Origin of the sequence: Streptomyces sp. NPDC021224, assembly GCF_044332905.1 — a bacterium.
Lineage (GTDB): Bacteria > Actinomycetota > Actinomycetes > Streptomycetales > Streptomycetaceae > Actinacidiphila.
In genome coordinates, this window is sequence record NZ_JBIRPW010000023.1 from 86,560 (window position 1) to 107,600 (window position 21,041).

At 74.7% G+C, this 21,041-nt stretch carries 17 protein-coding genes and 2 pseudogenes; 11 read left to right on the forward strand and 8 right to left on the reverse strand.

Translation table 11 applies throughout. The features are described 5' to 3' along the window. Positions 1–121: 121 nt before the first annotated feature. Complete coding sequence (locus ACH4PY_RS34610) at positions 122–1,099, reverse strand: A/G-specific adenine glycosylase (RefSeq protein ID WP_398192299.1); 978 nt, start codon at positions 1,097–1,099, stop codon at positions 122–124. A 196-nt stretch (positions 1,100–1,295) separates the two neighbouring features. Here ACH4PY_RS34610 and ACH4PY_RS34615 point away from each other — a divergent pair, with 196 nt between their 5' ends. Next, the gene (locus ACH4PY_RS34615) at positions 1,296–2,099 is read left to right on the forward strand and encodes a hypothetical protein (RefSeq protein WP_398192301.1); all 804 of its coding nucleotides are present in this window, start codon (positions 1,296–1,298) and stop codon (positions 2,097–2,099) included. A 133-nt stretch (positions 2,100–2,232) separates the two neighbouring features. Here ACH4PY_RS34615 and disA read toward each other — a convergent pair whose 3' ends face one another. Both disA and radA read right to left on the reverse strand, forming a co-directional pair. Further along, positions 2,233–3,387, reverse strand: coding sequence for a DNA integrity scanning diadenylate cyclase DisA (gene disA, locus ACH4PY_RS34620; protein ID WP_398192303.1), 1,155 nt, complete (start codon positions 3,385–3,387; stop codon positions 2,233–2,235). A 142-nt stretch (positions 3,388–3,529) separates the two neighbouring features. Continuing rightward, positions 3,530–4,933 carry a DNA repair protein RadA gene (gene radA / locus ACH4PY_RS34625; RefSeq protein ID WP_398192305.1) on the reverse strand — a complete coding sequence of 468 codons (1,404 nt, stop codon included), beginning with the start codon at positions 4,931–4,933 and terminating at the stop codon, positions 3,530–3,532. 338 nt (positions 4,934–5,271) lie between these two features. Between radA and ACH4PY_RS34630 the strand changes: the two genes are divergently transcribed. Together ACH4PY_RS34630 and ACH4PY_RS34635 are read left to right on the forward strand one after the other, a co-directional pair. Then, a complete protein-coding gene (locus ACH4PY_RS34630; RefSeq protein WP_398192342.1) occupies positions 5,272–6,963 on the forward strand; it encodes a hypothetical protein in 1,692 nt (563 codons plus the stop codon). A gap of 35 nt (positions 6,964–6,998) precedes the next feature. Continuing rightward, the gene (locus tag ACH4PY_RS34635; protein WP_398192307.1) at positions 6,999–7,643 is read left to right on the forward strand and encodes a class I SAM-dependent DNA methyltransferase; all 645 of its coding nucleotides are present in this window, start codon (positions 6,999–7,001) and stop codon (positions 7,641–7,643) included. A gap of 7 nt (positions 7,644–7,650) precedes the next feature. Here ACH4PY_RS34635 and map read toward each other — a convergent pair whose 3' ends face one another. Further along, on the reverse strand, positions 7,651–8,418 hold the full coding sequence (gene map / locus ACH4PY_RS34640) for a type I methionyl aminopeptidase (RefSeq protein ID WP_398192308.1): 768 nt from the start codon (positions 8,416–8,418) through the stop codon (positions 7,651–7,653). Between the two features lie 59 nt (positions 8,419–8,477). Between map and ACH4PY_RS34645 the strand changes: the two genes are divergently transcribed. Beyond that, positions 8,478–8,756: a helix-turn-helix domain-containing protein gene (locus ACH4PY_RS34645; protein WP_398192310.1), complete on the forward strand. Its 279-nt coding sequence runs from the start codon at positions 8,478–8,480 to the stop codon at positions 8,754–8,756. Between the two features lie 375 nt (positions 8,757–9,131). Here ACH4PY_RS34645 and ACH4PY_RS34650 read toward each other — a convergent pair whose 3' ends face one another. After that, a complete protein-coding gene (locus tag ACH4PY_RS34650) occupies positions 9,132–9,935 on the reverse strand; it encodes a hypothetical protein (protein ID WP_398192312.1) in 804 nt (267 codons plus the stop codon). A 124-nt stretch (positions 9,936–10,059) separates the two neighbouring features. On the opposite strand from ACH4PY_RS34650, the pseudogene ACH4PY_RS34655 reads away from it, so the two are divergent. The 3 genes and pseudogenes from ACH4PY_RS34655 to ilvD all read left to right on the forward strand — a co-directional run. Next, positions 10,060–10,983: pseudogene (locus ACH4PY_RS34655) on the forward strand (Ppx/GppA family phosphatase); the annotation flags it as partial. Positions 10,984–11,389: 406 nt separating this feature from the next. Then, positions 11,390–12,202 (forward strand): sugar phosphate isomerase/epimerase family protein, encoded by an 813-nt coding sequence (locus ACH4PY_RS34660; protein WP_398192344.1) that lies wholly within the window; start codon positions 11,390–11,392, stop codon positions 12,200–12,202. A gap of 149 nt (positions 12,203–12,351) precedes the next feature. Next, positions 12,352–14,208, forward strand: coding sequence for a dihydroxy-acid dehydratase (ilvD, locus tag ACH4PY_RS34665; protein ID WP_398192314.1), 1,857 nt, complete (start codon positions 12,352–12,354; stop codon positions 14,206–14,208). 76 nt (positions 14,209–14,284) lie between these two features. On the opposite strand, the gene ACH4PY_RS34670 is transcribed toward ilvD, so the two are convergent. Beyond that, positions 14,285–15,175 carry an SGNH/GDSL hydrolase family protein gene (locus tag ACH4PY_RS34670; protein WP_398192316.1) on the reverse strand — a complete coding sequence of 297 codons (891 nt, stop codon included), beginning with the start codon at positions 15,173–15,175 and terminating at the stop codon, positions 14,285–14,287. Between the two features lie 245 nt (positions 15,176–15,420). Between ACH4PY_RS34670 and ACH4PY_RS34675 the strand changes: the two genes are divergently transcribed. The 3 genes and pseudogenes from ACH4PY_RS34675 to ACH4PY_RS34685 form a co-directional block, all read left to right on the forward strand. Continuing rightward, positions 15,421–16,488: a hypothetical protein gene (locus tag ACH4PY_RS34675; protein WP_398192318.1), complete on the forward strand. Its 1,068-nt coding sequence runs from the start codon at positions 15,421–15,423 to the stop codon at positions 16,486–16,488. A gap of 120 nt (positions 16,489–16,608) precedes the next feature. Then, positions 16,609–17,142 (forward strand): hypothetical protein, encoded by a 534-nt coding sequence (locus tag ACH4PY_RS34680; protein ID WP_398192346.1) that lies wholly within the window; start codon positions 16,609–16,611, stop codon positions 17,140–17,142. A 439-nt stretch (positions 17,143–17,581) separates the two neighbouring features. Beyond that, positions 17,582–17,773: pseudogene (locus ACH4PY_RS34685) on the forward strand (transcriptional regulator); the annotation flags it as partial. A 157-nt stretch (positions 17,774–17,930) separates the two neighbouring features. On the opposite strand, the gene ACH4PY_RS34690 reads toward ACH4PY_RS34685, so the two are convergent. After that, positions 17,931–18,401 carry a hypothetical protein gene (locus tag ACH4PY_RS34690; RefSeq protein WP_398192320.1) on the reverse strand — a complete coding sequence of 157 codons (471 nt, stop codon included), beginning with the start codon at positions 18,399–18,401 and terminating at the stop codon, positions 17,931–17,933. A gap of 194 nt (positions 18,402–18,595) precedes the next feature. On the opposite strand from ACH4PY_RS34690, the gene proC reads away from it, so the two are divergent. Further along, positions 18,596–19,405, forward strand: coding sequence for a pyrroline-5-carboxylate reductase (gene proC / locus ACH4PY_RS34695; protein WP_398192322.1), 810 nt, complete (start codon positions 18,596–18,598; stop codon positions 19,403–19,405). A gap of 96 nt (positions 19,406–19,501) precedes the next feature. On the opposite strand, the gene trpS is transcribed toward proC, so the two are convergent. Next, entirely contained in the window at positions 19,502–20,512 is a 1,011-nt protein-coding gene (gene trpS, locus ACH4PY_RS34700) for a tryptophan--tRNA ligase (RefSeq protein ID WP_398192324.1), read from the reverse strand. Positions 20,513–21,041: the final 529 nt, after the last annotated feature.

Here is a 21,041-nt window from a genome sequence, read left to right on the forward strand (position 1 = left end):
CTTCCGCGACCGTGAGCGCACGGCGGGCGCACGGCGACCCATCGGTTGTGTAACAGCGGGGAGGAAAGGGGACGTTACGGGTTCGTCCGTGCCGTCCGACGCCCCCCGGCCCGGCCCGGCGTCAGGAGGGGAGGCGGTAGACGCCGTTCGCCAGCGGTTCGACGAGGCCGTCGGCGACCAGCCCGTCGAGCGCGCGGGCGCGCTGCACGGGCTCGTGCCAGACCGCGTCCAGGGCGGCCTGCGGGACGGGGCCGGGCGACGCCCGCAGGACGGCGAGCAGACGGCCGCGGACCTGGCGGTCCGTGCCCGCGTACGTCTGGCCGCGGCGCGGCGGTCCCTCGTGCGGCGGGCTCCCGGCGAGCCGCCAGGCGCACAGGGCGGCGACGGGGCAGCGCCCGCACTGCGGGGAGCGGGCCGTGCAGACGAGGGCGCCCAGCTCCATCGTCGCGGCCGCCCACCGCGCGGCGGTGGCCTCGTCGGAGGGCAGCAGCGCGGCGGCCGTGCGCCGCTCCGCGGCCGTCGTGGCGTTGGGCGGGTGCTCGACGCCGGTGACGACGCGCGCGAACACCCGCCGGACGTTGGTGTCGAGGACGATGTGCCGCTGGCCGTACGCGAAGGAGGCGACGGCGGCCGCGGTGTACTCCCCGACGCCCGGCAGGGCGAGCAACTCCGCGTGCAGACGGGGGACCTCCCCGCCGTGCCGGTGCGCTATGGCGGCGGCGGCGCCGTGCAGGCGCAGCGCCCGGCGGGGATAGCCGAGACGGCCCCACGCGCGGACGGCCTCGCCGGGGGACTCGGCGGCCAGATCGGCGGGACGCGGCCAGCGGGCGAGCCATTCGGCGTGGACGGGCAGGACGCGCGCGACCGGGGTCTGCTGGAGCATGAACTCGCTGACCATGACCGACCAGGCGCCCGCGTCGGGACGGCGCCAGGGCAGGTCGCGGGCGTTGTCGTCGAACCAGTCCACGACCAGCTCGTGCAGCGATGCGACGGCGGCGGGCGTGAGGCCCGGCACCTCCGGTCTCGGGCGGTGCTGCGGCGCTGCCGGGGATGTGGGGGTTGCGGCGGACTCGGGGGTGTCGTGCAGGTCTGTGCTCATGGCATGGCGATCCTCGCACATGCCACTGACAGCGACCGCCCGGGAACGTAAACGTGATCATCCGCAAAGAGCGGCCACCGAGCGGCGGGTGTTGCGACGGCACACGGGTGATCTCCCCTAGAGTTCGGGTGTGGGCTCGTTGCGCAATCCCGTGGGACCTCTTCCGTCGTCCATCTACTGGCGGCGGCGAGTCGCCATGTCCGCCGCGGTGGTGGTGATCGCCGCGCTCGTGCTCTGGGCCGTGACACGCGGTGGTGGTGGTGGCGACGGCAAGGGCACGTCCGCGCCCACCGGTTCGCACACCCCGGTCGGCACGATCACCGCGGGCCCCACCCCGTCCGGCACCCACATCGGCGGCCGCCCCGGCGGCCGCGACACCGCCCCGTCCGACACCGACGGCGGCAACTCCGCGGGCGACACCGCCGGTTCGGGCGACACGGCCGGTGACACCGCGGGCGACACGGCGGGCTCCGGTGACGGTACGGACGCGGGCGCGTCGTCCGCCGGTACGGATCCGGGCAGCGGCACCACCGACAGCGGCGGCGGCAACGGCGGTCCGGGCGGTACGGCCGTCCAGGTCCCGGCCGGCTCCTCCCTCCCCAACTGCACCTCCGGCACGGTGGCGTTGTCCCTCACCACCGACCAGAACCAGTACCCGGTGGGCCAGTACCCGGCGTTCACCCTGCGCGCGGCCAACAGCGGCGCCGCCGACTGCAAACTGGACGTCAGCGCGGTCTCCGCCGTCCTCGCCGTCACGAAGGACCCCGACAACACCCACGTCTGGTCCTCCGCCGACTGCCCGCCGAGCAAGTCCCCCTACCTGATCAAGGTCCCCGCCCACAGCTCCGCCGCCTACACCGTCCGCTGGACCGGCAAGACCAGCTCCCCCGCCTGCAAGTCCCCCAAGGGCACCGCGGCCGCCCCGGGCAACTACCTGGCCCAGGTCACCGTCCCGGGCTTCGGCGTCAAGCAGCGGTCGTTCTCACTGTCGGCCAACTAGACCCGCCCCGCGGCCCCTTAGGGCGAACTGCCCTCACCCGCCGCGCTGAGGCGGACCGCCGACGACGGGGTACGGGCCTTCCTCGCCGCCTACCGGCCGGGAGGCTGGCCTGCCCGGCGCGGGGGCCGGGGCGTCAGACGTACCGCTCCAGGATCGAGGACTCCGCGAGGCGGGACAGGCCCTCGCGGACCGAGCGGGCGCGGGCCTCGCCGACGCCCTCGACGGCCTGGAGGTCGTCGACGCTGGCGGCCAGCAGCTTCTGGAGGCCGCCGAAGTGGTCGACCAGGCGCTCTATCACGGCGTTCGGGAGGCGGGGGACCTTCGCCAGGAGGCGGTAACCGCGGGGGGAGACCGCGGAGTCCAGCGACTCGGGGGAGCCGGTGTAGCCCAACGCGCGGGCCACGGAGGTGAGTTCGATCAGCTCGTTCTGCGGGAGGCCGTCGAGTTCGGCGAGGGCCTCGGCCACCGTGCGGCTGCGCTTGGCGGTCGGCTCGGGCACGTAGTCGCGGGCGACCAGCTCGCGTTCGGGCTCCACGCCTGCGATCAGCTCGTCGAGCTGGAGGGCCAGCAGGCGGCCGTCGGTGCCCAGCTCCACCACGTACTCGGCGATCTCGGTGGCGATCCGGCGGACCATCTCCAGCCGCTGCGCCACCGACGTGACGTCCCGGACCGTGACCAGGTCCTCGATCTCCAGCGCCGACAGCGTGCCCGCGACCTCGTCCAGCCGCAGCTTGTAGCGCTCCAGCGTCGCCAGCGCCTGGTTCGCGCGGGACAGGATCGCCGCGGAGTCCTCCAGCACCCGGCGCTGGCCGTCGACGTACAGCGCGATCAGCCGCATCGACTGACTCACCGACACCACGGGGAAGTTGACCTGCTTGCTGACCCGGTCGGCGGTGCGGTGCCGGGTGCCGGTCTCCTCGGTCGGGATCGTCGGATCCGGTACGAGCTGCACACCCGCGCGCAGGATCTTGGTGATGTCCTTGTCGAGGATCAGCGCGCCGTCGAGCTTGCACAGTTCACGCAGCCGCGTCGCGGTGAACTCCACGTCCAGCACGAAGCCGCCCGTGCACAGCGAATCCACCGTCTTGTCCATGCCCAGCACGATCAGGCCGCCGGTGTTGCCGCGCACGATGCGCTCCAGGCCGTCGCGCAGCGCCGTGCCGGGGGCGACGGCGCTCAGCGAGGCGCGCATGAGCGCGACGCCGTCCGCTCCGCCGCCGGACCTGCCGGCGGATTCCGCCGCTGCCTTGCGGGCCGGGGCGGAGCCTGCCCGGTCGTTGGCTGCCACTGCGTTCCTCCGGTCGGTGCGGTTTGGACTGAGTTTACGTCGTCCGCGCCGGGCACCGCCGATCACCGGCCCGCGCCCCGCGGGGGCCGTACCCCGTCCCCTGCCGCCCGCACCGCCCCGGCACGCCCGCGGGGCGGCCCCGTCAGGACGGGGCGCGGTCGCCGCCGCGGGGCCTGCGGGCGGGCAGCGCGCGCAGGGCCTCGCCTATGTCGGAGACCTCGATGACGCGCATCCCCGCAGGCACCTTGCCCGGGTCGGCCGGCACCAGCGCGTGCGTGAAGCCCAGCCGCGCCGCCTCCGCGAGCCGCCGCTGCACCCCGGTGACCCGGCGCACCTCGCCCGCCAGGCCCACCTCGCCGATCGCCACCACGTTCTTCGGCAGCGGGGTGTCGATCGCCGCGCTGGCCAGCGCGAGCGCCACCGCCAGGTCGGCGGCCGGCTCCGTGAGCTTCACCCCGCCGACCGTCGCGGTGTAGATGTCCTGCTTGCCGATCGCCTTGATCCTGCCGCGCTGTTCGAGCACCGCGAGCATCATCGACACCCGCGAATTCTCCAGCCCGGACGTCGTACGGCGAGGCGAGGGGATCTGCGTGTCCACGGTGAGCGCCTGCACCTCCGCGACGAGCGGGCGCTTGCCCTCCAGCGTCACCGTCAGGCAGGTGCCCGGCACAGGCTCGTCACGCCGGGTCAGGAACAGGCCCGACGGGTCGGCGAGCCCGGTGATCCCCTCGTCGTGCAGTTCAAAGCAGCCGACCTCGTCCGTCGCCCCGTAGCGGTTCTTCACCCCGCGGACCAGGCGCAGCCGGGCGTGCCGGTCGCCCTCGAAGCTCAGCACCACGTCCACCAGGTGCTCCAGCAGGCGCGGCCCGGCGATCGTGCCGTCCTTCGTGACATGGCCGACCAGCAGCGTGGCCATGCCCCGCTCCTTCGACGCCCTGATGAGCGCGCCCGCCACCTCGCGGATCTGCGCGACCCCGCCGGGGGCGCCGTCGATCTCCGGCGACGCGACGGTCTGGACGGAGTCCAGGACGAGCAGCGACGGCTTCACGTCGTCCAGGTGCCCCAGCACCGCGGACAGATCCGTCTCCGCCGCCAGGTAGAGGTGGTCGGCGAGCGCCCCGATCCGGTCCGCCCGCAGCCGCACCTGCGACGCCGACTCCTCACCCGTCACGTACAGCACCGGGCTGCGCTCGCCGGACGCCTTCGCCGCGACGTCCAGCAGCAGCGTCGACTTCCCCACGCCGGGCTCGCCCGCGAGCAGCACCACCGCGCCGGGGACCAGACCGCCGCCCAGCACCCGGTCCAGCTCCGGCACACCGGTCGACCGCGCGGTGGCCTGGCGGCCGTCGACCTGGCCGATCGGGCGCGCGGGGGAGCTGACCCGGCCGGGCGCCGTCGTGCGCACGGCGGGCGCGCCGCCGAACTCCTCGACCGTGCCCCACGCCTGGCACTCGCCGCAGCGGCCGAGCCATTTGACGGTCGTCCAGCCGCATTCGGTGCAGCGGTAGGAGGGTCGGTCCTTGGAAGCGGGCTTGCGGGTGGCCATGCGGCCACCGTAGCGGGCGGGTGTGACAGGGCGGTTCCCGCCCGCCGGTCGGCCGGTGCGGCCCGTGGCCGGGCCGGGGGGCGCCGCGGGGCACCCGCCCGGAACGCGCGTGCGCCCGCCTCCTGCGGTGGTGCTGCGGGGCACCCCGGCACCGTCCCCCTCCGGCCGGAGGCCGGGGCGCGGGGAGGGCGGGGCCGGGGACGTCACGCCCCGCGGGCGGAATTCACCCGGACGGGGGGCGCCGGGAGCCCCTAACGGGCGGACGCCACCCCCGTAAGGGTTAACCGCCGCGAGGACGGCTGAACGGGACGCGTCCGCGGGCCTACCGTCAGCCGGTGATGAGCAGGCAGGAGACCCCCACCCCCACGCCCTCCGCGCAGAGCCACCCCACCGGGGCGCACCGCAGGCCGCGGACCGCGGCGTTCACCCGTGGTGCGGCCGCGCGCGAGGCGTCCGGTCACGGAGGCGAGCCCGCGCGGCACCGGGGGAGGAGCGCGGCGGTGCGGCCGCAGGGGACGCTGCCCATAGTGCCGCCGGGGCACTACGAGCCGTACCTCAACGGCCTGTTCACGTACTGCCTGTCCGTGCTGTGCGAGCACGACGCCGCCGCGGGCGCGCTCGGGGAGGTGCTCGCGCTCGCCGAGCGGCAGCGGGCGCGGCTGCGCGACCCCGCGCTGCGCAGGCCGTGGCTGTACGCGCTCGCGCGCTGGTCGTGCCTGCGGCGGCTGGCCGCGGGCAAGCCGGTGGCGCCGGTACGGGCGGCCGCCGACATCGCCGCGCAGCGCGGCGCCCAGCTCGCGGCGCTGGCCTGGCCGGAGGCGGCGGGCACGACACCCGAGCAGCGCGAGGCGCTGGAACTGGCCGTACGCCACCAGCTCGCGCCGCACGAGGTGGCCGCCGTGCTGGGGCTGGAGACGGACGCGGCGCGCGGGCTGCTGGCGCGGGCGGCGTGCGAGGTGGAGCGGACGCGGGCGGCGCTCGCGGTCGTCGACAGCGGGCGGTGCGCGGCGCTCGCGCAGCTCGCCGGGGACAACCGGGTGCTGCTCGGCCCGGCGCTGCGCGACGAGCTGGTGCGGCATGTCGACGAGTGCACGCTGTGCCGCCGTACGGCCGAGCGCACGGTCGCCGCGGGACCTTGGCCGGGCGCCGGGGGCGCCACCGCGGTGCTCGCTCTCATCGAGGCGCCGCGGGCGGCGTCCTGCGCGGCGCTGCTGCACGCCATGGAGACCGGCGCGGGCCGCAGCCGCGAGGTCACCCCGCGCTTCGACCGGCGCGGCTTCCCCCGCGACCTGCGGGACCAGGCGGCGCGCCGGGCGCAGCTGCGACACCGGGCGATGACGACGACGGTCGTCGCGGCGGTCGTGGCCGCGCCCGTCCTGGCGGTGTGGGCGGCCTACCGCGCGACCCCGCTCGGCGGCGACGACACGCACGGCCGTACGGCGGCGGGCGCCCCCGACGCGGGTCTTCCGTACGAGAAGGCGGGCTCCTCCCGCCCCGGGCCCTCCGCGCCGCAGCCCGGCACCAGCGCGCCCGCGGACGCGTCGCCCGCCGCGGACGTCACGGCCGTGACCGTCACCCCCTCCGCGACGGCGTCCGCCCCCGCGGGCGCGGGCCACCTCGACGTCACCGCCGCCCCGGCCCCCGGCGGCACCCTCGTGACGCTCACCGCGAGCGGCGGCGGCGACGTGCGGTGGTCGGCCACCACGACGGCACGCTGGCTGCGGCTCTCGGCGGTCTCCGGGGTGCTGCACCCGGGAGAGTCGGCGACCGTGTCCGTCACCGTCGTCCACACGCTCGCCCCGCGCGGCAGCTGGACGGCGAGCGTGGCCTTCGCCCCGGCGAACGCCACCGTCATCCTGCACGGCACCACCCGCCGCTCGGCCCCGCCGCCCCCGACGTCCGCGCCTCCCACGTCCGCCCCGCCGACGTCCGCGACACCCACCCCGACCCCGTCCGAGAGCACCCCGCCGCCGAGCACCGCCCCTCCCACGGAGTCCCCGACGCCCACCGAGCCGCCGCCGTCCGGCTGACCCCGCTGTCAGTGGGGGGCGCTAGCGTCCCGCGTATGACGAGCGAACCGAGCTGGCTGGACGACACCAGGGTGTCCTACGACACCGTCGCCGAGAGCTACACCGCCTACGTCCGCGACCTGCTCGACGACCTCCCCCGGGAGCGGGCGGCCCTCGCGGACTTCGCGGACCTGGTGCGCGCGGGCGGCGACGGACCCGTCGCCGACGTCGGCTGCGGCCCCGGGCGCGTCACCGCCTTCCTGCGCGGCCTCGGCCTCGACGCCTTCGGTATCGACCTGTCCCCCCGGATGATCGCGATCGCCCGCCGCGACAACCCCGGCGTGCGCTTCGCCGTCGGCTCCATGACCGACCTCCCCCTCCCCGACGCCTCCACGGCCGGCATCCTCGCCTGGTACTCCCTCATCCACGTCCCCGACGAGGCGATACCGGGGGTCCTCGGCCACTTCCACCGCGTCCTGCGCCCCGGAGCCCCCGTCCTGCTGGGCTTCCACGTCGGCGACACGTCCCGACTGAAGACCGAGGGCTACGGCGGCCACCCCATGCGCGTCCACGTCCACCGCCGCTCCCACGACCGCCTCGCCGCCTGGCTGACGGAAGCGGGCTTCACCGTGGCCTCCCACGAGACCGTCACCTCGGCGGAAAGCCCCCTCGGCGGCATGCTGCTGGCCCGCCGCGCCTGACCCGGGCTCACGGCAGCGTCAGCACCCGCGGCCCCTCCGCCGTGATCGCCACCGTGTGCTCGAAGTGCGCCGCCCGGCTCCCGTCGTCCGTACGCAGCGTCCACCCGTCCTGATCCGCGTGGTAGGCGTCCGAGCCCCCCGCCATGAGCATGGGCTCGATCGCGAGCGCCAGCCCCGGCCGCAGCGGGAACCCGCGCCCCGCGCGCCCCCGGTTGGGCACGTGCGGATCCTCGTGCATACGGCGCCCGATGCCGTGCCCGCCGAAGTCCGCCGGCATCCCGCACCGCGCCTCCTCCGCGACCCGCCCGATCGCCGACGAGATGTCCCCCATCCGGTTCCCGGCGACGGCCGCCGCGATCCCCGCCTCCAGAGCCCGCACGGTCGCCGCCACGAGCTCCGCGTCCCCCGGCCGCGGCGTGCCCACCGAGAAGGTGACCGCCGCGTCACCCGTCCACCCGTCCAGCTCCGCCCCGCAGTCGACGCTCACGAGATCGCCGTCGCGCAGCCGGTAGTCCGTCGGGATGCCGTGCACGATCGCGTCGTTGACGGACGCGCAGATCACCCCCGGGAAGGGCGTCGGCGCGAACGACGGCCGGTACCCGAGGAAGGGCGAGGTCGCCCCGGCCCCCGTGATGACCTCGCGTGCGGCCTCGTCGAGTTCGAGCAGCGACACCCCGACGTCCGCGGCCTCCCGCGCCGCGGCGAGCGCGCGGGCCACCACACGGCCCGCCTCGCGCATCGCGTCGATGGCCGCGGCGTTCTTGATCTCCACCATGGGGGGACAGCCTCCAATACTCATACCGGTATTTGTTTACCGGTATTAGTATCACAGGCATGGTGCGAACACCCCTGACCCCCGGAGAACGCCGCCGCGGCGAACACTTCGGCGCGCTGCTGCGCGCCGCGCGCGGCGACCGCAGCATGGTGGAGATCGCGGCGGCGGCGGGCGTCTCCGCGGAGACGCTCCGCAAGATCGAGACGGGGCGCGCCCCGACCCCCGCCTTCTTCACGGTCGCCGCCCTCGCCGCGGCCCTCGGCATCTCCCTCGACACCCTCGCCGCCGCCTGCGCACTGGACGCTGACGCGTCCGCATCGGAGGAGCTCACGGCATAGCTCCCGGCGCCCCGGGGGTGCCTGTTGCGGTGGACACCGCGATCGTCCGCCGGCGGTGGGCTTGTCGCGCAGTTCCCCGCGCCCCTAAAAACGAGATCCCTCGCCCTCACCCCCCCACCGGCAGGCAGCCGCCCAACCGGCCTGGAGGGGGACGGTGCGGGGTGCCCCCGCAGGAATGCGCTGGGAGGGGCTCAGCGGCTACGGGGGAGGGTGAAGGCGCATTCCGAGGAGGTGCCCCGTGGCGGCCCCCGACCCAGCGGCGGCGGCGCCGCGTAAGGGGCGCGAGGAACTGCGCGAGCAACCACCCACCCACCGCAAGGTCGTGCAACGCACCGCAACAAGCCCCCCCGGGGCGCCCCCGAGGCGCCCCCGGGCTCACCCCCCGGAGGGGTCCGCCGGGTGCGGGGCCACGAGCGGAAGCCCCGCCGCAAGGCGGGCCTCGCACGCGGCGACCAGCTCCGCATACGCCCCCGCCCCCATCAGCTCCGTGAGCTCCGCCCGGTACGAGACGTAAACAGGCTCACCCCCACCGTGCGCGGACGTCGCGGACGTGCACCACCAGTGGAGGTCATGACCGCCGGGGCCCCACCCCCGGCGGTCGTACTCCCCGATCGACACCACGAGCACGCGCGAGTCGTCCGGCCGGTCGACCCACTCGAAGGTGCGCCGGATCGGCAGCTGCCAGCACACGTCGGGCTTGGTCTCCAGCGGTTCGCGGTTCTCCCGCAGGGCGAGGGCGTGCAGCGCGCAGCCCTGTCCGCCGGAGAAGCCCGCGCGGTTGGAGAAGATGCAGGCCCCGTCGACGACGCGGGTCTGCCGTTCGCCGTCCTCGTTCTCCTCGGCCCAGTAGCCGTCCCGGCCGGTGCCGAGGCCGTGGAACTGCCAGTCGTCCGCGGTGAGCCGGGCCACGTGCCCGGCGACCCGCTTCTCGTCGTCGTCGTCGGAGAAGTGCGCGCCGAGCGAACAGCAGCCGTCGTCCGCGCGCCCGGCCACGATGCCCTGGCAGCCGTGTCCGAAGACGCAGGTCCAGCGCGATGTCAGCCATGTCAGGTCGCAGCGGAAGATCTGCTCGTCGTCCGCCGGGTCGACGAATTCGAGCCATGCCCGTGCGAAGTCGAGCCCCGCCTCGTCGCCTGCCGCGACCTGCTCCCCGCCCCTGCGGGTCGTCACCTTTGCCACGCGCCCAGCGTAAGACCGTATTGCCCGGTTTCCCCTCACCGCCCCGCACGAGGGGGCCCGCCGCCCGCCCGGCCGGGGCGAACCGGCCCCCTCCCGCCCGGCCCCCGGCCGTAAAGTGCTGCCCATGCGACTGGGAGTGCTCGACGTGGGGTCCAACACCGTTCACCTGCTGGTGGTGGACGCGCATCCGGGCGCGCGCCCGCTCCCCGCGTATTCGCACAAGGCCGAGCTGCGCCTCGCGCAGCTGCTCGACGCGGACGGCGCGATCAGCGCCGAGGGTGTCGAGCGTCTCGTCACGACCGTCGCGGACGCGATGCGTGTCGCGGAGGACAAGGGCGCCGAGGACGTGCTGCCCTTCGCGACCTCGGCGGTGCGCGAGGCGGCGAACGGCGAGGCGGTGCTCGCGCGTGTCGAGCAGGAGACCGGTGTGCGGCTGACGGTGCTGTCCGGCGAGGACGAGTCGCGGCTGACCTTCCTGGCGGTACGCCGCTGGTTCGGCTGGTCGGCGGGCAAGCTGCTGGTGCTGGACATCGGCGGCGGTTCGCTGGAGGTCGGCTACGGCATGGACGAGTACCCGGACGCCGCCGTGTCGCTGCCGCTCGGCGCGGGGCGGCTGACCAGCGGCTGGCTGCCGGACGACCCGCCGTCCGCGCAGGACGTGCGGGGCTTGCGCCGGCACGTCAGGACCGAGATCGCCCGTACCGTCGCGGAGTTCGCCCGGCTGGGGCCTGCCGACCACGCGGTGGGCACGTCCAAGACCTTCCGCCAGCTGGCCCGGATCGCGGGGGCGGCGCGCAGCGCGGACGGGCTGTACGTGCAGCGGGTGCTGCGGCGTGCGGCGCTGGAGGAGTGGGTTCCGCGGCTCGCCGGGATGGCCGCGCGGCAGCGCGCGAACCTCCCCGGGGTGTCGGAGGGCCGGGCCGGTCAGCTGCTCGCGGGCGCGCTGGTCGCGGAGGCGGCGATGGACCTGTACGGCGTCAATGAGCTGGAGATCTGCCCGTGGGCGCTGCGCGAGGGCGTGATCCTGCGCAAGCTCGACGTGATGGCGGCGGGCATAGCGGGCTCGGGCGCGGGCGCCGCCACGACCACGGGTACGACCATGGGTACGGGTGCGGCCCCGGGAACCGCCTCGTCGCCCGCCCCGCAGGACCCTGTGGCCAACGCCACACCGCACACCGCCCCGTACGCCCCACCCGCCCCTGCATCCCCGCAGAACGGCGGGTCAGGCGCCACCGTCGCCCGCCGCAGCGGCTGAGGGCGCGGCCCCGCGGGGGTCCCGCGGCGGCCAGGACCGGGCCCTGCCCGCGGGCCCCGGCCGTACGCTGGCTTGCGTGGCCCCAGCCCCCGACGTCCCCGACCTCCCCGACGCCTTCGACGCAGCCCCCGGCACGCCGCCCCGCGGCACCGTGCCGCCGGCGGGCGCGCCCGGTGCGAGCGGTGGTGCGCGCGGCGGCGTGAACGGTGGCGTCCGGGTCGCGCTGTCGACCGCCTCGGTCTACCCGGAGTCGACGGCGACGGCCTTCGAGATCGCCGCCCGCCTCGGCTACGACGGCGTCGAGGTCATGGTGTGGACGGATCCGGTCAGCCAGGACATCGACGCCCTGCGCCGGCTGTCCGACTACCACTGCGTGCCGGTGCTCGCGGTGCACGCGCCGTGCCTGCTGATCACCCAGCGGGTGTGGTCGACCGACCCGTGGGTCAAGCTGCAGCGCGCCAAGGCCGCGGCCGAGCGGCTCGGCGCGTCGGCCGTCGTCGTCCACCCGCCCTTCCGCTGGCAGCGCGGCTACGCGCGCGACTTCGTCCGCGGGGTGTGGCGGATGGCGGACGAGACGGACGTCCGCTTCGCCGTCGAGAACATGTACCCGTGGCGGTACCGCGACCGCGAGATGGCCGCGTACGCCCCCGACTGGGACGTCACCCGGGAGGACTACCGGCACTTCACGGTGGACCTCTCGCACGCGGCGACCTCGCGCACCGGCGTGCTGGAGATGGCCGCACGGATGGGCGACCGGCTCGCGCACGTCCACCTCGGCGACGGCAACGGCTCGGCGAAGGACGAGCACCTGGTGCCGGGGCGCGGCACCCAGCCCTGCGCCGAGCTGCTGCGCTCCCTCGCGGGCCGCGGCTTCGCCGGGCACGTGGTCGTGGAGGTCAACACGCGGCGGGCCATGTCGTCCGCGGAGCGCGAGGCCGATCTCGCGGAGGCGCTGGCCTTCGCCCGCCGCCACCTGGTCGCCCCGCCGGTCGCGAGCCGTCCGCACCGCTGAGCCCGCCCCGCGGCAGCACCGCGGAACAGCACAGTCCTTCCGTCATCCGGACGGGTTGTCCGGATCCTGGGCGACGGGCGTACCCTCGACGGCACGGCCGCGCGCCGCGGCCGTCGTACGAACGCGAGTGGAACCTAGGGAGTGGAACCGTGCCCGAGCTGAGGTCACGTACGGTCACCCACGGCCGCAACATGGCGGGCGCGCGCGCCCTCATGCGCGCATCCGGCGTGGACAACGCCGACATCGGCAAGCCGATCGTCGCGGTCGCCAACAGCTTCACCGAGTTCGTACCCGGGCACACCCACCTCCAGCCGGTGGGGCGGATCGTCTCCGAGGCGATCAAGGCGGCCGGCGCGGTGCCGCGCGAGTTCAACACGATCGCGGTGGACGACGGCATCGCGATGGGCCACGGCGGCATGCTCTACTCGCTGCCGTCGCGCGACCTGATCGCCGACTCCGTCGAGTACATGGTGCAGGCGCACTGCGCGGACGCGCTGATCTGCATCTCGAACTGCGACAAGATCACCCCGGGCATGCTGATGGCCGCGCTGCGGCTGAACATCCCGACGGTCTTCGTCTCCGGCGGCCCGATGGAGGCCGGGCGGGCGACGCTGGTCGACGGCACGGTCCGCAAGCTGGACCTGATCAACGCGATCTCCGACGCGGTGGACGAGAGCGTGTCGGACGCCGACATCCTCCGCATCGAGGAGAACGCCTGCCCGACCTGCGGTTCGTGTTCCGGGATGTTCACCGCCAACTCGATGAACTGCCTGACCGAGGCGATCGGTCTGGCGCTGCCCGGCAACGGTTCGGTGCTGGCCACCCACACCGCCCGCAGGGCGCTGTACGAGGACGCGGGCCGCACGGTCGTCGAGCTGACCCGGCGCTACTACGAGCAGGACGACGACAGTGTCCTGCCGCGCAACGTCGCCACCGGCGCCGCGTTCGAGAACGCGATGGCCCTGGACATCGCGATGGGCGGTTCCACCAACACGATCCTGCACCTGCTGGCCGCCGCCCAGGAGGCCGAGCTGGACTACGGCCTGACCGACATCGACGCGGTCTCGCGCCGGGTGCCGTGCCTGGCCAAGGTCGCCCCGAACGTCGCGCCGTCGGGCACGTACTACATGGAGGACGTGCACCGCGCGGGCGGCATCCCGGCCATCCTGGGCGAGCTGTACCGGGGCGGGCTGCTCAACGAGGACGTGCACACGGTGCACTCCCGCTCGGTCAAGGACTGGCTCGGCACGTGGGACGTGCGCGGCGGCTCCCCGTCGCCGGAGGCCGTCGAGCTGTTCCACGCCGCCCCGGGCTGCGTGCGTTCCGCGTCGGCCTTCTCGCAGTCCGAGCGCTGGGAGTCGCTGGACACCGACGCGGCCGGCGGCTGCATCCGCGACGTCGAGCACGCCTACTCCCAGGACGGCGGCCTGGCAGTGCTGCGCGGCAACCTCGCCGTGGACGGCGCCGTGGTCAAGACCGCGGGCGTGGACGAGTCGATCTGGACGTTCGAGGGTCCGGCGGTCGTGTGCGAGTCGCAGGAGGAGGCCGTCGAGAAGATCCTCCGCAAGGAGATCACTCCCGGCGACGTCGTCGTGATCCGCTACGAGGGCCCGCGCGGCGGCCCGGGCATGCAGGAGATGCTCTACCCGACCTCGTACCTGAAGGGCCGGGGCCTGGGGAAGTCCTGCGCGCTGATCACCGACGGGCGCTTCTCCGGCGGCACGTCGGGTCTGTCCATCGGGCACGCCTCGCCGGAGGCGGCCTCGGGCGGCACGATCGCGCTCGTCGAGGACGGCGACCGGATCCGGATCGACATCCCCGGCCGCACCATGGAACTCCTGGTGTCCGAGGAAGAGCTGGCCGCCCGCCGGGAGGCGCTGGGCGGGGTGTACAAGCCGCACGCGCCGCGCGACCGGCAGGTCTCGGCGGCGCTGCGCGCGTACGCCGCGATGGCGACGAGCGCGGACCGCGGCGCGGTCCGCGACGTGAGCCGCCTGGAGATCTGACCCACGTCTGGTCCTGCCGCCGTCCCCCGCGGGCAACTGCCCGCGGGGGACGGCGTTTTCGCGCCCGTGGGGGGGTCTAGTTCAGGCCGAGGACCGCGGCGGCGCGGTCGGCCATCTTGGATTCGCCGAGCGCGTTGGGGTGCACCGGCACGAAGTTCGTGCCGAAGAGCACCGGTTCGATCCAGCGGGTGCCGATCGGCTGGCAGGCGTCATGGCCGTTGGAGGCCGCGGCCATGTCGACGTACGTCGCACCGGTCGCGGCCGCCGCGCGCTGCACCGCCGAGTTGAGGTGCGTCTGCAGATCGCGCAGGTAGGGGATGTCGCCGGAGGCGATGGGCAGTTGCGCGAAACAGCCGGGCACCGCGGCGGAGGGCACGATCCACGGGTAGCCGAGGATCGCCACCTGCGCGTTTGGCGCCTTCGCGCGCACGGCGGCGAGCGCGCTCGTGAGCGCCTGGAAGGTGCCGTTGTCGACCTGGTCGGTGAACGTGCTCCCGTACAGGCTCTGGCAGGGGTGGCCGAAGCCGAGGGTCGCTATGCCGGCCGAGCCGCACGCCAGGATCGCGTCGATGAAGGTGTTGTTGTCGTTGCCGCCGATCGTCATCGTCACGACGTCGGTGCTCGCGCTCAGCGCGTCCAACTGCGGTGCGACGCCCGGGTACTGGGCCCCGGCGAAGTCCTTGGTCTGCGCGGCGCCGCACGTCACGTCGTGCAGCGCGAGGCCCGCCCGGGCGGCCAGCACGTGGGGGTAGTTGGCGGAGGACCGGATGCACAGCAGCGAGGCGTCCGGGTCGAGCGGCAGCACACCCGAGGCCGCGCTGTAGCTGTCACCCATTGCCACGTACGAGCGCTGGGCGTGCGACTGGGCGTGCGCGGCGGGCGCGGTCAGACCGAGGACGGCCAGTGCCGCGGCGGCCAGGACCGCGGCGAGGCCCCGGCCCCGGGGGCGGTGGGGGAGAAGGCGCATCGACATCTCTCCTCGTTTCGTGGGGGTATGTGACGAGATCAGGTGAAGTCGGCGCTGCTCCGCAGAAGTTACTGACTGGTCAGTCGGTGGTCAATGGTCTGCGCACGCACCGGTCGCAAGGACGTTCACTTCTTCACGGTTTCGCCGCACCGCCGTCGCGTTCACGCACCCTTCGCCGTACGGGACTTCCCTCCCCGGCGCCCGCCGCCATCCTGGAGACCAGGGGACAAGCGGGGGGAGCGGCAATGGAGTTCACGATCGCCCGGCGGGTCCGGCGGCGCGGCATCGGCATGCTGTGCGCGGCGGCCGCCATCACCGCCGGACTGGCCGCATGGCTGATCTCCGGCAAGGGCCACAGCACCGCGGGACCACTCGTCACCGCGGGCGCCGCCGCCCTGTGCGCAGGACGCGGACTGTGGGAACTGCGCCGCGCCCGGCGGCCCTTCCGGCTGCGCGTCGACGCCTTCGGCATCACCCTGCACGACGCCGAACTGAGCTGGGAGCAGATCGACGCGGTCGCACTGCGCCACACCTCCGCGGGCGACAGCGAGAGCGCGCCGCCCAAACCCCACCTCACGGTGTGGCTCGCACCCGGCACGAAGCTCCCCCGCGAGCCCGACCGCACCTACGACGGGCGCGTCCGGTACACCCTCCTCGACACCGACGACCTCGACCAGGGCCTCGGACAGCTCACCGCCGCCCTCGCCGAGCACGGCCGGGCCCGCTTCGAGACCGCGCCGCGCACCCTCCGCCCGCCCACCCCCGTCACCGTCGCCGGACCCGAGCACCGCGTCCCCGGCGGCGACCGCGTCTTCCGCGCCCCCGGGCCGCCCGCCGTACTCCTCCTGGCCTGCCTCGTCCTCGCCCTCGGCGCCACCGCCCCGTTCGCCGCGGCCGCCACCGGGCGCCCCCACCTCGTCCCGCCGGCGCTGCTCGGCCCCCTCGTGCCCGTCGCCGCCCTCGGCTGGGCCGGTACGTTCTCCTGCCTGTCCCGCCGGCGCCGCCCCCGCCGCCTCACCGTCGGACCCGGCGGCATCGCCTTCCGCGACTACGGCAAGGCCGAGATCCACTTCTCCTGGTCCGAGGTCGCCGCCGTCACGGTCGGCCCCCGCGCCAGCTCCACCGACACCCGCCCCTGGCTCATCGTCTGGCCCCTCCCCGGCGCGACCCTCCCCGCCCAGACCCTCCACCTCGCCGACGGCCACCTCGCCTGCCCCCTCACCCCCCTCCGCACCCTCCCCGCCGCCCCCGCCGCCCTCCCCGCCCTCCACACCTTCGCCGGCGAACGCTTCACCCCCGCGGGGGGCTCTTAGGGGCGCGGGGAGCCGCGCGCTCAGCCGAGACGGCGAGAAGATCGCGGCACCCACCGCGAGGGGCACCTCGCAGCGCACGGAACGGACCGCCCCCGGTCCACCACCGCGCGCATGCCCATAATGGAAAGCGTGAGTGAGGACCAGCAGACAGCCGTCGCCCCCGCGCCAACGGAGAACGCCCCGCCCGACAAGGGCCCGGCGCCCGAGCCGATCCGTTTCTTCGGGACGACCTGGGTCGACCACGACCGCGGCTACGGCCTGCGCCGCCTCGGCGTCAGCGTCGGCTCGCTGGCCACCGCCGCGGCCGGCGCCTTCGTGCTGAAGATCGGCTTCCAGGGCCTCGGCGACGCCAAGATCGGCACGTTCGTCACCGCCCTCGCCTTCATCGGCCTGGCCGTGTGCAGCGTCCTCGCCTTCCGCCACACATGGCGCGGCTTCGTCGCCCGCCGCCCCGCGGGCGACGCGGACGGCACCGCGAGCCTCTACGCGATCGGCTTCGTCGGCGGCCTGCTCGCCTATTTCGTGCGCTCCCTGTCCGAAGCCCCCGGCGAGGACCTGCGCCGTGCCGAGTACGCGGAGGCCCGCGCCCGCTTCGAGGCCCGCCAGGCGCGCCCGAAGGCGAAGGCGAAGCCCAAGGGCAAGCGCAAGCGCTGAGGCGCCCGGCCCCGCGGCAACGTGTCCCTGCCACTACCAGGAGCAGCAGGGTCTTCCTCACCCGGAGTGCGCGCCCCACCCTCGGTCGTACGAGTGAATCCACCGCACCCCCGCCCCTCCTCACCACCCCCTTCGGCTTCGCCGCGACCACCGGGGACGTCCTGGACGGCGTCGATCTCGGCGGGCGGCGGGCGCTGGTGACCGGCGGGACGTCCGGGCTCGGGCGGGAGACCGCACGGGCGCTCGCCGCAGCGGGCGCCGAGGTCGTACCCGGCGTACGGACGCCCGCGTCCTCGACGACGCGGGCAAGGCCGCCGCCCGCCGCCTGCTCGCCCGCCGCTACGCCCTGGTCCGGCTCGGCGACCTGGCCCGTACGGTGCTGCGCCGCACCGCCCGCCCCGACCAGGTCGGCGTCAGCGTCGCCCTGTGAAGGCTGAGCCTGCGCAGCGAGCGCTTCCGCGACCTGTGGGCCCGGCAGGACGTCCACCGCCGCACCAGCGGCCTGACCCTGACCCGCCACCCGCGCGTCGGCCCGCTCGACCTGCACTACGAGAAGCTCGCGCTGCCCTCGGCCCCGGGCCAGATGCTCGTCACCTACCACGCCGAGCCGGGCACGCCCTCGTACGACCGCCTGCGCCGCCTCGCCCGGCTGACCTCGCAGGAAACAGACCCGGCGCCGTACGACGGCACCCCCGCGCGGGCCGCCCGGCAGGCGTCCCGGACACCAGGGGCGACCGCCCGGCACCGTGCGGGCCGGGCCGTCAGCACACCGGTCCGGCCCCGGCGCGTCACTTACGGGCCGCGCTCACCGCTCCGATGCCGCCCACCACGGCCGCGACGACCGCGCCGTGCCACAGTCCCGTCCACACGCTGCCGAAGAAGCCCTCGCTGGTCAGCACCTGCCGCAGCACCACGTCGGTGACGAACATCGCCGCCGCCGGCACCGCCGCCACCCGCCACGGGTGCTTGCGCGCCCACCGCCTGATGCGCCGGTCCCGCCCCGCCTTCCCGTGCGCGGAATACCCCAGCACCGCGCCCGCGCCCCCGACACAGAAGAACAGCAGCGCGGCGATCGACAGGGACCCGCTGAGGATGCCGAGTCCGAAGTGCCCCTGCACCAGGTGCAGGGCCAGCGAGACACCACCGCCGAGCGCGCCGACGACGGCCGCCGGCCGCCACGGGCCGAGGCTCGCGGAGGCGACGGCCAGCTGCCGCTTCTCCGCGCCGGTGGTCACGATTTCGCGGGATGAAGGGTTCATACCGCTACGGTCACCCCGTCCCGTCCCTATGCGCCATAGGGGATGACCCTGACCCGCCCCCCACGCCCGACCCGGCCCCCGGGACGGTGTCCGGGGGGCGTCGGCACACCCGGGCCGTGGACGGCGTACCGCCCGACTTCCGGCCTGTGGACAACCCCGACCCGGTGTCCGCCGCACCCGGCATCATGGGGGCCATGACCCAGCGACACGTGGCCGTCCTCGGCACAGGAAAGATCGGCGAGGCACTGCTCTCCGGCATGATCAGGGCCGGATGGGCACCCGCCGACCTGCTCGTCACCGCCCGCCGCCCGGAGCGCGCCGAGGAGCTGCGCGACCGCTACGGCGTCGAGCCCGTCGACAACGCGGAGGCCGCCAAGGCCGCCGACACCCTCATCCTGGCCGTCAAGCCGCAGGACATGTCCGCGCTGCTCGACGAGCTGGCACCGCACCTGCCCGCCGACCGCCTGGTCATCAGCGCCGCCGCCGGCATCCCGACCGCCTTCTTCGAGGAGCGCCTCGCCGAGGGCACCCCGGTGGTGCGCGTCATGCCCAACACCCCGGTGCTCGTCGACGAGGGCATGTCCGTGATCTCCGCCGGCCGGCACGCCGACGAGAGCCACCTCGCCCGCACCGAGGCCATCTTCCAGCCGGTCGGCAAGACCCTGCGCGTCCCGGAGAAGCAGCAGGACGCCGCCACCGCCCTGTCCGGCTCCGGACCCGCGTACTTCTACTACCTCGTCGAGGCCATGACCGACGCCGGCATCCTCCTCGGCCTGCCCCGCGCCCAGGCGCACGACCTCATCGTGCAGTCCGCGATCGGCGCCGCCGTCATGCTCCGCGACAGCGGCGAACACCCGGTCAAGCTCCGCGAGGCCGTCACCTCCCCGGCCGGGACGACGATCAACGCCATCCGCGAACTGGAGAACCACGGGGTGCGCGCCGCCCTCCTCGCCGCCCTCGAAGCCGCCCGCGACCGCAGCCGCGAACTGGCCTCCGGCGCCTGACCGGCCACCCCGGCGCCCACCGGCCGAGCCGTACGCCACCGGTCCGGGCCCCCCGCCCACGCGAGGGGTCGGACCCGGCGGCGTACTCGCGGCCCTTCAGGACGGCGGCAGCAGCCCGACCGCCCGGTAGGCCGCGTCGACCGTCGGCCGCGCGACCTCCCGCGCCCTGGCCGCACCCTCCCGCAGCACCTGGTCGAGATGGCCCTGGTCGGCGCTCAGCTCGGCGTGCCGCGCCCGCAGCGGCCGCAGCAGCTCCACCACCGCCTCCGCCGTGTCCCGCTTGATCACCCCGAAGCCCGCCCCACCCGCGTCGTACGCCGCCGCGAGCGCCTCCGCGTCCTTACCGGTGCAGGCCGCCAGAATCTCCAGCAGGTTCGCCAGCCCCGGCCGCGCCGCCCGGTCGAACGTCACCCCCGGCTCGCTGTCGGTCACCGCCCGCATGACCTTCTTCGCGATCACGTCCGGCTCGTCCAGCAGATAGACGATCCCGGCCGTGGCGGCGTGCGACTTGCCCATCTTCGACGCCGGGTCCTGGAGGTCCATCACCCGCGCCGCAGCCGCCGGCCGCGTCGCCCGCGGTACGACGAACGTCGCCCCGTACCGCTGGTTGAAGCGCTCGGCCAGATCACGGGTGAGCTCCACGTGCTGCGTCTGGTCCTCGCCCACCGGCACCTCGTCGGCCCCGTACGCCAGGATGTCCGCCGCCATCAGCACCGGGTACGTCAGCAGCGACAGCCGCACCCCCTGCCCCGCGGCCTGCGCCCGCGCGGACTTCTCCTTGTACTGGATCATCCGCCGCATCTCGCCGTCCGTGGCGACGCACTCCAGCAGGTACGACAGCCGCGCGTGCTCGTCGACGTGGCTCTGCACGAAGAGCGTGCACACCCGCGGGTCCAGCCCCGCCGCCAGCAGCAGGCTCGCCGCCTGCCGGCTCAGCCGCCGCACCCGCGCCGGATCGTGCTCGACGGTCAGCGCGTGCAGGTCAGCCACGAAGAACAGCGACTCGGCCCGGTGCTGGTCCTCCTCCGCCCACCGCCGCAGAGCGCCGAGGTAGTTCCCCAAGGTCAGATGCCCCGTGGGTTTCACACCGCTGAGAGTCCGTGTCATGGTCGCCGTCTCCTGTCGTCCGTGGTTCGCCGGTCGGTCTTCTCGGAGACCGCCGCTCACCACGGCCGCAGACAACGAAAACGGCCGCCTGAGCGGCGGCCGTGGGTGCGTACGTGAGTCAGGTGGCCGCCTCTAGGCGGCCCACCACTGGGTGTCGTGACACGTACGCGACGTCATGGGGTCAGAGTAGCGCGCACCCCCTGTTTGTGAAGGTCCCCGCACGAAGTTGACACACCCCGGTCGGGTGCGTAACGTACCCCGGGTTGTCCGACGTGAGCGCCGATCTTGGTCGGTTCCCGGACAGCCATTCCGCAGCAATCACTCGAACGACCACGGTCTGACGACCGGGGGCGTCCGTGTGTGCGTTTTTCGGAATGCGCGGATTCTGCGGAAGCAGAAGCCAAAGCCCTCCGATTTGGAACGGCCGAGGAACATCCGCTAAAGTCTCACTCGTCGGAAGGGCCGAACAGCCCGAAAGACAAACCCCGCTGACTGGGGGTCAGGCACTGGAAAGCGTCTGATAGAGTCG

Bases quoted from the DNA above. Each gene is read 5' to 3' on its own strand.
- ACH4PY_RS34610 (WP_398192299.1), bottom strand. From the start codon at position 1,099: ATGAGCACAGACCTGCACGACACCCCCGAGTCCGCCGCAACCCCCACA.
- ACH4PY_RS34615 (WP_398192301.1), top strand. From the start codon at position 1,296: ATGTCCGCCGCGGTGGTGGTGATCGCCGCGCTCGTGCTCTGGGCCGTG.
- radA (WP_398192305.1), bottom strand. From the start codon at position 4,933: ATGGCCACCCGCAAGCCCGCTTCCAAGGACCGACCCTCCTACCGCTGC.
- ACH4PY_RS34630 (WP_398192342.1), top strand. From the start codon at position 5,272: ATGAGCAGGCAGGAGACCCCCACCCCCACGCCCTCCGCGCAGAGCCAC.
- ACH4PY_RS34635 (WP_398192307.1), top strand. From the start codon at position 6,999: ATGACGAGCGAACCGAGCTGGCTGGACGACACCAGGGTGTCCTACGAC.
- map (WP_398192308.1), bottom strand. From the start codon at position 8,418: ATGGTGGAGATCAAGAACGCCGCGGCCATCGACGCGATGCGCGAGGCG.
- ACH4PY_RS34645 (WP_398192310.1), top strand. From the start codon at position 8,478: ATGGTGCGAACACCCCTGACCCCCGGAGAACGCCGCCGCGGCGAACAC.
- ACH4PY_RS34670 (WP_398192316.1), bottom strand. From the start codon at position 15,175: ATGCGCCTTCTCCCCCACCGCCCCCGGGGCCGGGGCCTCGCCGCGGTC.
- ACH4PY_RS34675 (WP_398192318.1), top strand. From the start codon at position 15,421: ATGGAGTTCACGATCGCCCGGCGGGTCCGGCGGCGCGGCATCGGCATG.
- ACH4PY_RS34680 (WP_398192346.1), top strand. From the start codon at position 16,609: ATGGAAAGCGTGAGTGAGGACCAGCAGACAGCCGTCGCCCCCGCGCCA.
- ACH4PY_RS34690 (WP_398192320.1), bottom strand. From the start codon at position 18,401: ATGAACCCTTCATCCCGCGAAATCGTGACCACCGGCGCGGAGAAGCGG.
- proC (WP_398192322.1), top strand. From the start codon at position 18,596: ATGACCCAGCGACACGTGGCCGTCCTCGGCACAGGAAAGATCGGCGAG.
- trpS (WP_398192324.1), bottom strand. From the start codon at position 20,512: ATGACACGGACTCTCAGCGGTGTGAAACCCACGGGGCATCTGACCTTG.